Origin of the sequence: Paractinoplanes brasiliensis, from assembly GCF_004362215.1 — a bacterium.
GTDB classification, from domain to species: domain Bacteria; phylum Actinomycetota; class Actinomycetes; order Mycobacteriales; family Micromonosporaceae; genus Actinoplanes; species Actinoplanes brasiliensis.
In genome coordinates this window covers 1,677,441-1,692,016 of the sequence record NZ_SNWR01000002.1, presented here as the reverse complement: position 1 = coordinate 1,692,016, position 14,576 = coordinate 1,677,441, and the positions used below count along the sequence as shown (strand labels likewise).

The following is a 14,576-nucleotide window of genomic DNA, read 5'->3' as shown; positions in this document are numbered from 1 at the left end:
CGGGCGTCAGGCATGCGGGCCAGGATGGGCCATTTCGGGGCGGGGCTCAACCTCCGTCCGCCCCGTGTCCGGCTCTTCAGCCATCCGTGCACCTCTGGTCCAGCTGCGCCGGGCGCCGAGGATCCAGATCTCTGTCAGGCGTTGGGGTGGACGAGCGTCTTGAGGCCCTGGCGGGCGGCGGCCGCGGTCAGGGCGGCGTTCACGTCCTTGAGCGGGTACACGTCGGTGGCCAGCGGTTTCAGGTCGACCAGACCGCGGACGGCGAGGTCGATCGCGCGGTCGTAGACCTCGCCCATGCGGCGCGACAGCACCAGGCTCAGGCCCTTGCGGCGGGCGCGGGCGGCGCTGAACGACGTCCGGTCGCCGTCGGGGATGCCGACCAGGATGACGCGCGCGCCGGGCTTGGCCAGCCGCAGCGCCGAGTCGACGGCCTCGTCGGAGCCGGAGACCTCGAAGACGACGTCGGCGACCGCTTCCGCTTGCTCCTCGGGCTCCGCGCCGAAGCGTTCGGCGGCGGCCATCCGGTGGGCAAGCGGCTCGGCGGCCAGCACCCGGGTGGCGCCGTGCCGCAGGGCCAGCTGGATGAGCAGCAGGCCGATCGGGCCGCAGCCGACCACGGCGACCGTCGACGCCATGCGCAGGTGCGCCAGGTCGAGCGCGTGCAGGGCGACGCCGAGCGGTTCGAGCAGGGCGCCGTCGTCGTCGGAGAGCGAGCCGGGCAGCCGGTGCAGCCGGTGCGACGGCCAGGTCAGGAACTGGCGCAGGCCGCCGTCGTGGTCGCCGTGCCCGGCGAACACGATGTTCAGGCACAGGTTGACCCAGCCCGTGCGGCACGGTTCGCAACGCTCGCACGGGATGGCGGGATCGACCGCGACCCGTACGCCGTCGTCCGGTCCGCCGCGGATGACGCCGGCCATCTCGTGGCCGAGCACCAGCGGCCGCGCCACGGCGGCGTCACCGATCGCCCCCTCGGTGAACCAGTGCAGGTCGGACCCGCACACCCCGACCGAGGTGATCTCGACGAGGCGTTCGTCCGGCCCGCTCGGCGAGGGCTGGTCCTCGGTGTGCAGGCGAACATCCCCGGCGGCGTGCAGACGCGATACCAGCATGGTGCGACGCTAACACCGCTCGGACCCGGCGGCCGGGCGGCGGTTGTGCCGGCGGGCCGGGCGGTGGCAGCCTCGGAACGTGCGGATTCCCTTCCCGGCGCAGGTCGCGCTGTCGGCCGTCGCCGGGGTCGTGTCGTTCCTGGTCGCGCGCTGGGTCGGCGAGGCGGTGGTCGGTCACCTCCACGCGATCCCGTTCGCGCTGGTCGTGCTGGCCGTGGTGCTGCTGGTGGCGCGCTTCGGGGGCATCCTGTTCGCCCTTCCGGTCGGCACGGCGGCGATCCTGGCGTACGACTGGTTCTTCCTGCCGCCGTTCCGCGACCTCAACGAGGCGGCCTTCACGCTGCTCGGCACGTTCCTCGGGATGGCTGTGATCGTCGGCACGGTGACCACGGTGACAGCCCGGCGGGCGGTCGAGGCGGAACGGGCGCGCGGCGACATGGCCGAGGTGCAGGCGTCGCTGCGACGGCTCGCGCTGCTGATCGCTCAGGGCGAGGCCCCGCAGCGGGTGTTCGAGGCGGCCACCGGGGAGGTCCGGCGTCACCTCGGCAGCGACACGGCCGCCCTCATCCGGTACGAGCTCGACGGCTCCACGACCGAGCTGGCGTGCGAGGGGGCGGCCGAGCCGAAGGTGTCCGCGGGGCTGATCAACCGCGTACGGGAGACCGCGCACTCGTCCCGGCTCGACGCCACCGCCGTGGGGGTACCGATCGTCGTGAACGGCCGGCTGTGGGGGATGTTCGCGGTCGGCTCGGTCGAGGGCGGGCTGCCCGACGACACCGAGACGCGGATGAGCGACTACACGGAACTGGTGGCCACCGCCGTCGCCGACGCGCAGAGCCGCGCCGAGCTGATCAGCTCCCGCGCCCGTCTCGTGGCCGCCGCTGACGAGGCCCGCCGGCGCATCGAACGCGACCTGCACGACGGCGCCCAGCAGCGGCTGGTCGCGCTGGCCCTGCGGCTGCGCATGGCGGCGCAGGACGACGAGGTGGCCGAGATCGGTGGCGACCTCATGACGGTGATCGACGAGCTGCGCGAGTTGTCGCGGGGCATCCACCCGGCGGTGCTCTCGGAGAACGGGCTCCGGCCGGCGCTCAGGGCGCTGGCCCGCCGGTCGCCGCTGCCCGTCGAGGTCGACGTTGAGCTGCCGCGCCGGCTGCCCCAGCCGATCGAGGTGGGCGCCTACTACGTGGTCTCCGAGGTGCTGACCAACGCGGTGAAGCATGCGGCGGCCCAGGTGGTCGAGGTGTGGGCCCGGGCCGAGGACGGGAGCCTGCGGCTGCGGGTGCACGACGACGGCTCGGGCGGGGCCGACTTCTCGGGCGGGACCGGGCTGCTCGGCCTCAAGGACCGGATCGAGGCCCTCGGCGGGACGTTCGACGTGAGCAGCCCGGCCGGCGCCGGAACGACCGTGTCCGTGCGGGTCCCGCTAAGCGGCTAAGGGCTGGGGGGCCGGTTCGCGGCGGCGCGTACGGGTGCTCCGGCGCCGGATCCCGGTGACCGTCGCGGTGGGTGCGGGCTCCGGTCTCACGACCGCGTCGAGCACGACCGCGCCGTTGCACAGCAGGCTCCAGCCCAGGTCCTCGTGGTGGACGAGCACGGCAGCGGTGTCCCAGCCCGGCTGGTCGATCGGCGGGCACTCGGGAGTGTGCGTACACATGCATACAGGCTCATGAAAACGCGGCGGCGGCACATCGATGCCATCCCCACTCCTCGATACCGGGTAGCCGGTAGCCGCATAATTCCACCATGACCGGGCTCAGGGTGGTTGTGGCCGAGGACGACGTTCTGCTGCGCGAGGGGATCGCCAGCCTGCTCACGCGGGAGGGGCTGGAGGTGCTGGGGCAGGCCGGTGACGCCGGCGAGCTGATGAAACTCGTACGGGCCACGAAACCGGACCTGGTCGTCGCCGACGTGCGCATGCCGCCGACGCACACGACCGAGGGTCTGCGGGCCGCCCGCGAGATCCGCGCCGAGCTGCCCGGCACCGGCGTGCTCGTGCTCTCCGCGTACGCCGACGTCGACCAGGCCATGGAGCTGCTGGCCGGCGGCCGCGGCATCGGCTACCTGCTCAAGAGCCGGATCACCGACGTACGGGAATTCCTCGGGGCGGCCGAGCGGGTCGCGAACGGCGGCTCGGTGATCGACCCGGGCCTGGTCTCGGAGCTGGTCACCGCACGCCGGCGCGACGACCCCCTGGCGGTGCTCAGCGCCCGTGAGCGCGAGGTGCTGGCGCAGATGGCCGAGGGGCAGTCCAACTCCGGCATCGCGCGCCGGCTGTGGATCACCGAGGGCACTGTCGAGAAGCATGTACGTGCTGTGCTGAGCAAGCTCAAGCTGCCCGAGACCGACGATCACCACCGCCGGGTGCTGGCCGTGCTCACCTTTCTCGAGGCCCGCTGACCAGCTCTTTCACCGCGGCGCCGGAAAGGTCCAGCTTCGACAGGAAACCGATGGCGGGGCTCTCGTCGACCAGGTCGGCGTAGTCGTCCCCCGCATGGGTGGAGATCATGATCACAGGGGTGGGCGCCAGGCTCCGGGCCAGATCGAATCCGTTCTCGGCGCCCAGGTTGACGTCGACCAGCGCCACGTCCGGGGCCAGCTCGCCGGCCCGGCCGAGCGCGCCGGCGATGGTTTTCGCGGTGCCCGCGACCTCCAGGCCGTCCCGTTCGAGCAGCGAGCAGGCGGCGGCCAGGAAGTGGTCGTTGTCGTCGACGAGCAGGCAGCGCAATGTCACGCCCTCAAGGTTTCCAGGTCACGGCGACGTACACATTCCTGCTAGCCGGAACCGCTGCCCAACGGCGTACCCCCGGCTTCGGGTCACCTGTAGTCTCCTGACGAAGCTTTCCAGGTGAGGTAGGGACTCTTTCCGGTGTTCACTCGCATTGCCGTCGTCAACCGTGGTGAGGCCGCCATGCGGCTCATCCACGCCGTCCGTGAGCTGGCCGCGGAGACCGCGACCCCGATCGAGACGGTGGCCTTGTTCACCGACGTGGATCGTGGCTCGACCTTCGTGCGTGAGGCCGACATCGCGTACGACCTGGGCCCGGCCGCCGCCCGGCCCTACCTCGACCTCAAGACCCTCGAGCGGGCGCTGGTCGACACCGGCGCGGACGCCGCGTGGGTCGGCTGGGGTTTCGTCGCCGAGGACCCGGCCTTCGCCGAGCTGTGCGACCGCATCGGCGTCACGTTCATCGGCCCCGGCGCCGAGGCCATGCGCAAGCTCGGCGACAAGATCGGCGCGAAGCTGATCGCCGAGGAGGTCGGCGTCCCCGTCGCGCCGTGGAGCCGCGGCCCGGTCGAGACCCTCGAGGCCGCGCTGGCCGCCGCGACCGACATCGGCTACCCCCTGATGCTCAAGGCGACCGCCGGTGGTGGCGGCCGGGGCATCCGCGTCGTGCGAGACCCCGGCCAGCTCGCCGACGCCTACGAGCGCACCAGCCAGGAAGCCGCCCGCGCGTTCGGCAGCGGCATCGTCTTCCTCGAACGCCTGGTCACCGGGGCCCGGCACGTCGAGGTGCAGGTGATCGCCGACGGCCAGGGCACGGCGTGGGCGCTCGGCGTGCGCGACTGCTCCGTGCAGCGCCGCAACCAGAAGGTCATCGAGGAGTCGGCGTCGCCGGTGCTGCCGCCCGAGCGTGCCGCCGAGCTCAAGGCCTCAGCAGAGCGTCTCGCCGTCGCGGTGGGCTACCGCGGGGCGGCCACTGTCGAGTTCCTCTACCACCCGGGCGACGACCTGCTGGCCTTCCTCGAGGTCAACACCCGCCTGCAGGTGGAGCACCCGATCACCGAGTCGACCACCGGGTTCGACCTGGTCAAGGCCCAGCTGTACGTGGCGTCGGGCAACCGGCTGACCGGCGAGCCGCCCCGCGAGCGCGGGCACGCCGTCGAGGCCCGCCTGAACGCGGAGGACCCCGACCGCGACTTCGCGCCGTCGCCCGGCCGCATCGCCCGGCTCGACCTGCCCGCCGGCCCCGGCATCCGCGTCGACACGGGCGTGAGCGAGGGGGACACGATCCCCGGCGACTTCGACTCGATGATCGCCAAGGTCATCGCGTACGGGAAGGATCGGGACGAGGCCCTGGGGCGCCTGCGCCGGGCGATGGCCGACACGACCGTGGTGATCGAGGGCGGCGCGACCAACAAGAGCTTCGTGCTCGACCTGCTCGACCAGCCCGAGGTGATCGACGGCTCGGCCGACACGGGGTGGATCGACCGCGTACGCGAACAGGGCCGGCTCGTCTCGCACAAGCACTCCGCCGTCGCGCTCGCCGCGGCCGCGATCGAGGCGTACGAGGAGGAGGAGCGCACCGAGCAGCAGCGCCTGCTCTCCACCGCGTTCGGCGGGCGCCCGCAGGTGCGGCACGAGAGCGGCACGCCCCTCGACCTCAAGCTGCGGGGCGTCACCTACCGCGTACGGGTGGCCCGGGTCGGCGCCCGCCGGTTCCGCGTCGGCGTCGAGGCCGGTCACGAGGTGCGCACGGCCGACGTCGAGCTGGAACGCTTCGACAAGCACAGCGGCCGCATCACGGTCAACGGCCGGCGGCACAAGGTGCTCACCGGCGCCCACGGCCCGATCCACCTGGTCGAGGTCGACGGCATCACCCACCGCATCAGCCGCGACGAGGGCGGCGTGCTGCGCTCCCCGATGCCGGCCCTGGTCATCGCCACCCCGCTCGCGGCCGGGGCCGAGGTCGAGGCGGGCGCGCCCGTGCTGGTGCTCGAGGCCATGAAGATGGAGGCCGTGCTCCGCGCGCCGTTCAAGGCCCGCGTCAAGGAGGTGCTGGTCACTGTCGGCGCCAAGGTCGACTCGGGGGCCGCGCTGCTGCGCCTCGAACCGCTCGGCGACGCCGAGGCCGAGCAGGAGGCCGCCGCCGGTGACGTCGAGATCGACCTGCCCGCCGCCGAGGCCGAGCCGTCGCCCGGGCTGCGGGTCGCCCGCGGCCAGGAAGACCTGCGCAGCCTGCTGCTCGGCTTCGACGTCGACCCGCTCGACGAACGCCGTGTGCTGGCCGGCTACCTGAGCGCCGCCGCCGCCGAGACCCACCGCCCCCTGGCCGGCGAGGTGGAGCTGATCGAGGTCTTCGCCGACCTGGCCGACCTCAGCCGCAACCGGCCCGCGACCGACGACGGCCTCGGCGAGGCCCACGTGCACAGCGCCCGCGAATACCTGCACACCTACCTGCAGAGCCTCGACGTCGAACGGGCCGGGCTGCCCGAGTCGTTCCAGGCCCGGCTGTCCAAGGCGCTCGGCCACTACGGCGTCAAGGAACTGGAACGCACGCCGGAGCTCGAGGCCGCCGTCTTCCGCATCTTCCTGGCCCAGCAGCGCGCGTCCGCCGACGCCACGGTGATCGCCGCCCTGCTGCGGGCCTGGCTGACCACCGCCCCGCCGGACGACACGCTGCGCGAGCCGGCCGGTCTGGCCCTGGAACGGCTGATCGCGGCCACCCAGGTGCGTTACCCGGCCCTGGCCGACCTGGCCCGCGGCGTCGTGTTCTCGTGGTTCGGCCAGCCGCTGCTGCTGCGCAACCGGGCCCGCGTCTACTCCGGCATCCGCAAGCACCTGCGCCACCTCGACGCCGAGCCGCAGTCACCCGACCGCGGCGAGCGCATCGCCGAGATGGTCCGCAGCACCGAGCCGCTGGTGCGCCTGCTCGGCCAGCGCCTCGTGCGCGACAACCTCGACAACTCGGTCATGCTCGAGGTGCTGACCCGCCGCTACTACGGCAACAAGGGCCTGACCGGCCTGCGGACGTCGGGGATCTTCGTCGTCGCCGAACGGGCCGGCTCGTGGATCGTCTCGGCCGCCGTGTCGTTCGACGGGCTGGGCGCCGCGCTCGACGGCCTGGCCGCGCTGGCCGGCGACACCGCCATCGACACCGACATCTACCTGTCGTGGGAGGGCCAGCCCGGCGACCACGACGCCATGGCCGCCGCCCTGCAAGAGGTGATCGGCGCGCACCCGCTGCCCACGCAGGTGCGCCGGCTCACCACCACGGTCGCGGGCCGGGGCGGGGCAGTCATGCACCACCACTTCACGTGGCGCCCGTCCAGCGCCGGGATGACCGAGGAAAGGCTGATCCGCGGCCTGCACCCGTACATCGCCCAGCGGATGCAGCTGGAAAGGCTGCGCAAGTTCGACCTGACCCGGCTGCCCTCCTCCGACGAAGAGGTCTACCTGTTCCGGGCGGTCGCGCGGGAGAACCCGGGCGACGACCGGCTGGTCGCGTTCGCCCAGGTGCGTGACCTGACCGAGCTGCGCGAGCACGACGGCCGCCTGGTGGCGCTGCCGACCGCCGAGGACACGATCGCCACCTGCCTCGACTCCATCCGTCGCGCCCAGGCGCAGCGGCCCTCCGACAAGCGGTTCAGCACCAACCGCATCGTCGTCTACGTGTGGCCGCCGATCTCGATCTCCCGCGAGGAGATGGAGATGATCGCCCGGCGCGTCCTGCCGACCAGCGCCGGCGCGGGCCTGGAAGAGATCCTGTTCATCGGCCGGTACCGCGACCCCGGATCGGGCACGCTGACCAAGGTCGCCGTGCGCATCTCCAACGACGCCACGGGCGCCCCGGTGCTGACCTTCAGCGAGCCCACCGACGAGCCGGTCGAGCCGCTGGACAACTACCGCCTCAAGGTTCTGCGCGCAGCGGCCCGCAACACCGTTTATCCGTACGAGCTGACGGCGCTGCTCGGCGACTTCCAGGAGTATGACCTCGACGAGTCGCACGCGCTCGTGCCGGTCGACCGGCCGAAGGGCCGCAACTCGGCCGCGCTGGTCGCCGGGGTGGTCACCAGCCGCACCGAGCGGCACCCCGAGGGCATCACCCGGGTCGTGCTGCTGGGCGACCCGACCAAGGCCCTGGGCGCGCTGAGTGAAGCCGAGTGCCGCCGCGTGATCGCCGGTCTCGACCTGGCCGACCGGCTGCGGGTGCCGCTGGAGTGGTACGCGTTGTCGGCCGGCGCCCGGATCTCGATGGAGTCCGGCACCGAGAACATGGACTGGGTCGCGGCCGCCCTCAAGCGGATCGTGGAGTTCACCCAGGACGGCGGCGAGATCAACATCGTGGTCGCGGGCATCAACGTCGGCGCCCAGCCGTACTGGAACGCCGAGGCCACGATGCTCATGCACACCAAGGGAATCCTGGTCATGACGCCCGACTCGGCCATGGTGCTCACCGGCAAGCAGTCGCTCGACTTCTCCGGCGGCGTGTCGGCCGAGGACAACTTCGGCATCGGCGGCTACGACCGGGTGATGGGGCCGAACGGGCAGGCGCAGTACTGGGCGCCCAACCTGGCGGCCGCGCGCGACGTGCTGATGGCGCACTACGACCACACGTACATCGTGCCCGGCGAGGCGTTCCCGCGGCGCGCGGCGACGACCGACCCGGTCACCCGCGACATCTCGTCGTTCCCGCACGACGTCGCCGGCAGCGACTTCGCCACGGTCGGCGAGATCTTCTCGGCCACGGCCAACCCCGACCGCAAGAAGGCGTTCGACATCCGGATCGTGATGCGGGCGCTGGCCGACCAGGACCACGCCGTGCTGGAACGCTGGGCCGGCATGGCCGACGCCGAGACGGCCGTGGTGCAGGACGTGCACCTCGGCGGCATCCCGGTCTGCCTGCTGGGCATCGAGTCACGGTCGGTGCCGCGGCGCGGGTTCCCGCCCACCGACGGGCCCGACACGTACACGGCGGGCACGCTGTTCCCGCGCTCGTCCAAGAAGGCGGCCCGCGCGATCAACGCGGCGTCGGGCAACCGGCCGCTGGTCGTGCTGGCCAACCTGTCGGGCTTCGACGGGTCGCCCGAGTCGATGCGGAAACTGCAGCTGGAGTACGGGGCCGAGATCGGGCGCGCCATCGTCAACTTCCGTGGCCCCATCGTGTTCACGGTGATCTCCCGCTATCACGGCGGCGCGTTCGTGGTCTTCTCGAAGAAGCTGAACCCGAACATGACCGTGCTCGCGCTGGAGGGCTCGTTCGCTTCGGTGCTGGGCGGCGCGCCCGCCGCGGCGGTGGTCTTCACCGGCGACGTGAACCGGCGCACCGCCGCCGACCCGCGCGTCAAGGCGGCCGAGGAGCGTCTGGCCGCCGCGTCGGGCGCCGACCGGGGGGCTCTCGCGGCCGAGCTGGAGGAACTGCGCAACTCCGTACGGACCGAGAAGCTGGGCGAGGTCGCCACCGAGTTCGACCGCGTGCACAGCATCCAGCGGGCCGTCGAGGTCGGCTCGGTCGACGCCGTCATCAAGGCCACCGAGATGCGCCCGCGCATCATCGAGGCCATCGACGCCGCCCTGCGCCGCCACGACAGCTGAGGGCGGCATTCGTCAGCGTGAAGCGCGGCAGCCCGTCCTGACACGACGTGACGGCGGGCTGCCGCCGTCCCGGCGGCCGGAGCTGAGGGCGGCATTCGTCAGCGCGAAGCACAGCAGCCCGTCCGCACACGACGTGACGGCGGGCTGCCGCCGCCCCGGCAGCCTGATGGACGCCGGGACGGGCTTGCTGCGCGCGGCCCGGACCGGCGCCGTCGAAGGCTGGGGGATCAGGCCGAGTCAGGCATGCGGGCCCGTTGAGGGTCGCCAGCCCGCCGGGTCGACGCCGCCGGGGATCGGGGCGGACGGGTCGTAGGGGTGCCGGGTGAAGACGAACGTGCCCACGTCGAGGTGGGTGGCCGCGCCGGTGGCGTCGCGTTTGACGGTCAGGCGTTCGCCGGCGTAGTAGCCGTTCAAGCCGATCCAGCTGCCGTTGCCCGACGGGCGGAACCGGGCGCCGCGCCCGCTGCCGGGTGACAGCGGGCCCAGTTCGAGCCCGCCGTCGGCGAGGGGACGCAACACGTGGGCGGCCGGGCCCCAATACCAGGGACCGGCCAGCTCGAGCACGGCGGGATCGACCTCGGCCAGCGGCTGCCACGGCGGCGGGATGCGGGGTTCCCGGTCGGCCACGAGCTCGAGCAGGTCGGCGGCCACCGTGCCGACCGGCAGGCCCGAGGTGGTGTTGGCCAGCAGCACGGCGCCGAGCCCGTCGTCGTGGCTGACCCAGATCGACGCGACGAAACCGGGCACCGAGCCGGTGTGGCCCGACAGCAGCCGCGCGCCCCGGCGCAGCAACTGGGTGCCCAGCCCGTACGAGGAATCCCACGCCGTGGCCTCGGGAGCCGACGACGGGAAACGCATCTGCTCCCGCGACCCGGCCGTCAGCACCCGCTCGTCGCCGTCGAGCAGGAACACCGCGAACCGCGCCAGATCGTCGGCCGTGGACCACAGCTCGCCGGCCGGACCCATCGGGCCGTAATCCTGGGCCGGCTCGGGCAGCAGCACGTCGGCCCACGGATGCACCGCCCAGCCCGACGCGTGCGGCGGTGACGGCCGCAGACCCGTCCGCTTCATGCCCAGCGGCTCGAGGATCTCGCGCGTGAGCACCTCTGTCCACGCCTCGCCGCGCAGCCGCTCGACGAGCGCGCCCAGGATCGCGAAGCCGGGATTGGAGTAGTGGAAGCGGTGGCCGGGCACGAACACCCGTGGGTCTTCCTGCAGCACGTCGCCCAGCTCGGGCCGCAGCGTGCCGGGCGAACGCTCCCACCACGGGCCCGGCGGCTCGGCGGCCAGACCGGCGGTGTGGGCGAGCAGGTCGCCGATCGTGGCGTCGCCGATCGTCGTGCCGGGCAGATGCTCGTCCAGCCGGTCGGTCAGGGCGAGGCGGCCCTCGTCGCGCAGGCGCAGCACGAGCACTGTCACGAACGTCTTGGTGATCGAGCCGATCCGGTATTGCACGTCGCCGCCCGGGGACTCGCCGTCGACGCTGCCCCAGCCCTCGCGCCACACCGGCCCGCCGTCGCGCACCACGGCGCCGGCCACTGAGGGCGCTCGCGCGGACACCTGGGCGGTGGCCAGCCGGTGGCGAAGAGCGCGGGTGGTCTCGGGCAGCAGATCCGATCGATGCGATGGCATGCGCAGAACCTACAAGGCTCCGCCGGCACTTTCGGGCCCCTGTGGACGACGCGCCAGGGCGACGGCGATCCGGTCGAGCAGCGGGGTGACCGACGGTGACAGCTGGTTGTTGATCACGACGGAGAAAACGAGCGGACGGTTGTCGGCGCTGGTCACATAGCCGGACAGAGCCGACGCGCCGGTGAGTGTGCCGGTCTTCGCGCGGACGTTGCCGGCGGCGGGCGTGTCGCGCATACGCAGCCGGAGCGTGCCGCCAACCAGCGGATCGGGGTGGCCGGCCAGGGGCAGCGCGTCGTACCAGAGCCGGAACCACGGCTCGCTCCGGACGGCGAGCAGGAACCGGGCGATCGCGGCGGGCGGCACGAGGTTGTGCCGGGACAACCCCGAACCGTCGGCCAGCCGCATCGTGCTCGTGTCGACGCCGAGCCGGGCCAGGTAGGAGGCGATCGCGTTGGTGCCCGCGGGCCACGTCCCGGCGCCGGCCGCCGTACGCCCGACCGCCTTGACCAACTGTTCCGCCATGGCGTTGTTCGAGCGCTTGAGCAGCGGTCTCATCAGTTCCCGGAGCGGCCGGCCGCGGTGCCGCGCGAGCACCGACGCCTCCGCCGGCGTGGCTTTCCCGGCGACGATCAGACCCTTCACCCGTACGCCGTGACGCCGCAACGCCGTCCGGAAGACGTCCGCGACCAGCACCGTCGGCTCCCGTACGGTCACCGCTCGCGTGACCGGCGCGGCGCCTCGCAGGACGCGGCCGGTGACCGTGATCTCGTCGGTTCCGTGGCGGCGAGTGACCTCGATCCCGGGTGCGCTGCCGACAGTAGTGGTCCGGTTGATGACGGTCAGTTGCCGGCTCGGCGGGTCGACAGTGAGACGCGCCGGGCGGTTGTCCACAGGCGCCGCAACGGCCTTGACGGTCACCGTCCCGGCCAGATATTCCTCATCCGGCGCCAGCGTGAGCGCCGAGACCGGAGCCGCCCCGGGTGAGGTTTCGTCGTCCCACGCCCAGTCCGGTCCGAGCCGTTGCGAGTCGAAGGAGGTGTCGTCGGCCACGAGGTTGCCGGTGATCACTTGGAGCCCGGTCGCTGCCACGTCCCGGGCCAGCCCGTCGAGGTCGGCGGGGGAGAGCGCCGGGTCACCCTCGCCGCGCAGGTGCAGATCGCCGGTGAGGGAGCTGCCACGGCGTACACCGGAGGCCTTGACCTCGGTCACGAACCGACGGCCGGGGCCGAGGATCGCCAGGGCGGCGGCCGAGGTGAAGAGCTTGACGTTGGAGGCGGGCAGCAAGCGGCGCGCGCCCGCCCGGTCGACGAGCGTGGCGCCGGTCCGCGCGTCGGCCACCACGACACCGGCCTGCGATCCCGCCAGCGCCGGATCCGCAAGCACCTCGTCGATCACCTCGGCGATGCCCGCCGGGGGATGCGGGTCGGTGCCGGCCTTGGCATGCGACGTCTGCGCGGTGAGGGCTGCGCGACGCCCGGTTGCGGGTGTCGGGGCCGGCACGCTGGGCGCGGCGGCTGCGGGTGTCGGGCCCGGCACGGCCGGCGGGGGGAGGAGGGCGGCGGTTGCGGTGGGGGTGAGCGTGGGCTGGGCCGCCAGGGTGAGCGCCGCGGTGATGGTCAGGGCGGCGGCTCGTACGCGGGTCATACCTTGATCAACGAGTGGGAACCCGATCCGTGGCTCGGGGTGTCTGCGTACGCGGGCCGCCTTTCGCCGGAATTTCGGGGGCTGCCACGAGCATGGACGGCAACGACGACGGAGGTTTCTCTTGCGAGCACTCCCCGCCCTGGCCGCGGTCTTCGCGCTGGCCGCCTGCGGCAGCACGGCCGAAGCCGGTGACCCCGACGCGCCGTCGAGCAGCCCGGAGGTGGTCGCGACCGGCATCGACGTCCCCTGGGGCCTGACCTTCCCGCGAGGCGGCGGCGCGCTGGTCGCCGAGTGCGACACCGGCCGCATCCTGCGGATCACCCCGGGCGGGCAACCCGAGCCGGTGTACGAGGTCCCGGGTGTGGCAGCGGGCGGCGAGGGCGGACTGCTCGGCCTCGCGGCCACCGGCGACTGGGTCTACGCGTACTTCACCGCCGCCGACGACAACCGGATTGTCCGGTTCAAGCCGGCGAGCGACGCCCCACCCGAGGTGATCTTCGACGGGATCGCCAAGGCGGGCAACCACAACGGCGGGCGCATCGCGTTCGGCCCCGACGGGATGCTCTACGTCGGCACCGGCGACGCCGGCGACACCAGCCACTCGCAGAACCCGGACAGTCCCAACGGCAAGATCCTGCGCCTGACCCCGGAGGGCGACCCCGCGCCGGGCAACCCGACGGCGGGCTCCCCGGTCTACAGCCTCGGCCACCGCAACGTCCAGGGCCTGGCCTGGGACGGCAACGACCGGCTGTTCGCCACCGAGTTCGGCCAGAACGACGTCGACGAGGTCAACCGGATCGAACCGGGCCGGAACTACGGCTGGCCCGACGTCGAGGGTGAGGGCGGCACCGACGGCGGCCGCTTCACCAACCCGCTGGTCACGTGGCCGACGAGCGACGCCTCCCCGTCAGGACTGGCGATCGCCGGCAACACCCTGTATGCGGCCGGGCTGCGCGGCGAACGGCTGTGGACGGTCCCGATCGAGGGCGACGGCCTGGGCGAGCCGCGGGCGATCCTCGAGGGTGAGTTCGGCCGCCTCCGTACGGTCGAGGTCGCGCCGGACGGCTCGCTCTGGGTGACCACCTCGAACACCGACGGCCGGGGCGACGTCCGCGACGGCGACGACCGCATCCTGCGCCTCACACCCCGGTGACCTTGTCGATCACCGTCTCCAGGGTGAGGTCGGCCGCGCTGGGCAGCACGAGGTCCGCCGCGGTGAAACGGCCGGCCTCGACGAACGCGTTGGGGATGGCCACGCAACGCAGGCCGGCCGCCTGAGCCGCGGCGACGCCGTGCGGGGTGTCCTCGAAGGCCAGCGCCCGCGACGGCGGGATGCCCAGCCGTTCGAGCGCGAGCCGGTACACGGCCGGGTCGGGTTTGTGCGCGGCGACCTCGTTGCCGCAGGCCGTGACCTCGATGCGGTCGAGCAGCCCGGCCCGGGTCAGATTGCCGTGCACCCAGCCCGCGCCCGAGCTGCTGGCCACCGCCAGCCGCAGGCCCAGCTCCGCCGCCTCGCCGAACCACTCGCGGATCCCCGGCGCTGGTTCCAGCGTCTCGTGCAGCCGGGCCCGGTACGCGTTGCGCCGGGCCTCGCTGACCTCGCGGTCGAAGCCCGGTCCGACCGCTGCGGCGAGGGCCGTGTACCGCTCGGGAACCGGGCCGCCGTGAGCCGCGAAGAAGCCTTCCTCCGGCAGTTCCAGGCCGTGCCGGCGCCACTCCCAGCGCCAGCTCTCCAACAGGGTCGACTCGGTGTCCATGATCAGGCCGTCGAAATCGAAGATCAGCGCGTCGAGAGTCACCGGCACAGTATTGCCGCCCCAGACCGGGCCGGATGACGCGCTCGCCCGCGGCGCCCCCGGGCAGGTGGCGGTCAC

10 protein-coding genes are annotated in these 14,576 nt (G+C 73.0%); 4 read left to right on the top strand and 6 right to left on the bottom strand.

Annotation, left to right across the window (positions count from 1 at the left end; genetic code table 11):
* Window positions 1-134: 134 nt before the first annotated feature.
* Complete coding sequence (locus tag C8E87_RS39675; protein WP_133878487.1) at window positions 135-1,109, bottom strand: zinc-dependent alcohol dehydrogenase; 975 nt, start codon at window positions 1,107-1,109, stop codon at window positions 135-137.
* A gap of 79 nt (window positions 1,110-1,188) precedes the next feature.
* Between C8E87_RS39675 and C8E87_RS39670 the strand changes: the two genes are divergently transcribed.
* Window positions 1,189-2,547, top strand: a complete 1,359-nt coding sequence (locus tag C8E87_RS39670; protein ID WP_239080049.1) for a sensor histidine kinase — start codon at window positions 1,189-1,191, stop codon at window positions 2,545-2,547.
* On the opposite strand, the gene C8E87_RS39665 is transcribed toward C8E87_RS39670, so the two are convergent.
* Entirely contained in the window at window positions 2,536-2,766 is a 231-nt protein-coding gene (locus tag C8E87_RS39665) for a DUF5999 family protein (protein WP_133878485.1), read from the bottom strand. The genes C8E87_RS39670 and C8E87_RS39665 overlap by 12 nt on opposite strands.
* 89 nt (window positions 2,767-2,855) lie before the next feature.
* Between C8E87_RS39665 and C8E87_RS39660 the strand changes: the two genes are divergently transcribed.
* A complete protein-coding gene (locus tag C8E87_RS39660; RefSeq protein ID WP_133878484.1) occupies window positions 2,856-3,509 on the top strand; it encodes a response regulator transcription factor in 654 nt (217 codons plus the stop codon).
* On the opposite strand, the gene C8E87_RS39655 is transcribed toward C8E87_RS39660, so the two are convergent.
* The gene (locus C8E87_RS39655) at window positions 3,487-3,843 is read right to left on the bottom strand and encodes a response regulator (RefSeq protein ID WP_133878483.1); all 357 of its coding nucleotides are present in this window, start codon (window positions 3,841-3,843) and stop codon (window positions 3,487-3,489) included. The genes C8E87_RS39660 and C8E87_RS39655 overlap by 23 nt on opposite strands.
* Before the next feature lie 135 nt (window positions 3,844-3,978).
* On the opposite strand from C8E87_RS39655, the gene C8E87_RS39650 reads away from it, so the two are divergent.
* Window positions 3,979-9,426 (top strand): ATP-binding protein, encoded by a 5,448-nt coding sequence (locus tag C8E87_RS39650; protein ID WP_133878482.1) that lies wholly within the window; start codon window positions 3,979-3,981, stop codon window positions 9,424-9,426.
* Between the two features lie 237 nt (window positions 9,427-9,663).
* Here C8E87_RS39650 and C8E87_RS39645 read toward each other — a convergent pair whose 3' ends face one another.
* The gene (locus tag C8E87_RS39645) at window positions 9,664-11,058 is read right to left on the bottom strand and encodes a serine hydrolase domain-containing protein (protein WP_133878481.1); all 1,395 of its coding nucleotides are present in this window, start codon (window positions 11,056-11,058) and stop codon (window positions 9,664-9,666) included.
* A gap of 9 nt (window positions 11,059-11,067) precedes the next feature.
* Window positions 11,068-12,702, bottom strand: coding sequence for a D-alanyl-D-alanine carboxypeptidase/D-alanyl-D-alanine endopeptidase (gene dacB, locus C8E87_RS39640; protein WP_133878480.1), 1,635 nt, complete (start codon window positions 12,700-12,702; stop codon window positions 11,068-11,070).
* 121 nt (window positions 12,703-12,823) lie between these two features.
* On the opposite strand from dacB, the gene C8E87_RS39635 reads away from it, so the two are divergent.
* A complete protein-coding gene (locus tag C8E87_RS39635) occupies window positions 12,824-13,855 on the top strand; it encodes a PQQ-dependent sugar dehydrogenase (RefSeq protein WP_133878479.1) in 1,032 nt (343 codons plus the stop codon).
* Here the strand turns inward: C8E87_RS39635 and C8E87_RS39630 are convergent.
* Entirely contained in the window at window positions 13,842-14,501 is a 660-nt protein-coding gene (locus tag C8E87_RS39630) for an HAD family hydrolase (RefSeq protein WP_133878478.1), read from the bottom strand. The two genes, C8E87_RS39635 and C8E87_RS39630, sit on opposite strands and share 14 nt — an antisense overlap.
* Window positions 14,502-14,576: the final 75 nt, after the last annotated feature.

Coding starts and splice junctions, on each gene's coding strand:
- C8E87_RS39660 (WP_133878484.1), top strand. CDS start 2,856: ATGACCGGGCTCAGGGTGGTTGTGGCCGAGGACGACGTTCTGCTGCGC.
- dacB (WP_133878480.1), bottom strand. CDS start 12,702: ATGACCCGCGTACGAGCCGCCGCCCTGACCATCACCGCGGCGCTCACC.
- C8E87_RS39675 (WP_133878487.1), bottom strand. CDS start 1,109: ATGCTGGTATCGCGTCTGCACGCCGCCGGGGATGTTCGCCTGCACACC.
- C8E87_RS39665 (WP_133878485.1), bottom strand. CDS start 2,766: ATGTGTACGCACACTCCCGAGTGCCCGCCGATCGACCAGCCGGGCTGG.
- C8E87_RS39645 (WP_133878481.1), bottom strand. CDS start 11,058: ATGCCATCGCATCGATCGGATCTGCTGCCCGAGACCACCCGCGCTCTT.